At 38.2% G+C, this 857-nt stretch carries 1 pseudogene; it reads right to left on the bottom strand.

Going from position 1 to position 857, the window contains the following annotated elements:
- Window positions 1-74 precede the first annotated feature (74 nt).
- Window positions 75-713, bottom strand: a pseudogene (locus OKC27_RS22745) (penicillin-binding transpeptidase domain-containing protein); the annotation flags it as partial.
- Window positions 714-857: the final 144 nt, after the last annotated feature.

Below are 857 nucleotides of genomic sequence, written 5' to 3' on the forward strand. Positions count from 1 at the left end.
GATCTCGCACCTCGATAACTGTACGTAAGATCAGTATAGTTCGTGGTAACTGACTGCTAATCATGGGTAATCAGGTACAGTTTTGTACTATTATCCAGATCTTGTAGATACATGTTCTCTATGGTGTTTTCTATGGCTGAGTTTTTAACTGGGAGATTGTGATTAATAATTTTACGCAGGAATTGAATTTGTTCTTCTGGTGAAATTTTTAAGCTACTTTCGAGCCATGCTTCTGTTAATCCGTTGTTTCTTTCTTTATCTCCAGAGAAGTCTTGATTTCCATAATCAAAATCTTTGAGATAATTCTTGATTTTATTTAATCCAATTTTTTGGGTTATTTCTTGCGAAACCCAAACAACAGAAAATTGCATCCACGTCTTTGGTGTATGATTGCTGTTCCAGATCTCCATTCCTTTGGGGGTTTTATCCCATTTGAATATGGTTTTCTGATCTATTATTTCCGCATCAAATGCCATAAGTGATAATGCGATCTTGAAAGTTGAATCTGGTGCCATTTGCGTTGCACACTTTGCTTTATTGAATTGAGCAATTTCAGCGTTTGTGGATGCATCGTAAAGTAAAAAACAACCTTCAGTTCCTTCAAATAATGGAGATGCAACAGTAGAGATATCTGTTGATGCACTGGCGCTGCTGTAGATAATATTTGCAATTATTAAAAAAATAGCGAAGTTGATATGTATTGTGTTTTTCATAATAAGTATTGGTTTGGTAAAGGGCTTAATTTTAACGGCTAACAATTAATGAGGCTCCGGGTTCGCCCAACGTTTGACATGAGGGGCGGCCAAGGGCGCCAGCCCTTGGACGTCCCCCTCGATGGAAGGGTTAGGCATCACTGC

Origin of the sequence: Aeromonas sp. QDB62, from assembly GCF_027705695.1 — a bacterium.
GTDB lineage: Bacteria > Pseudomonadota > Gammaproteobacteria > Enterobacterales > Aeromonadaceae > Aeromonas > Aeromonas allosaccharophila.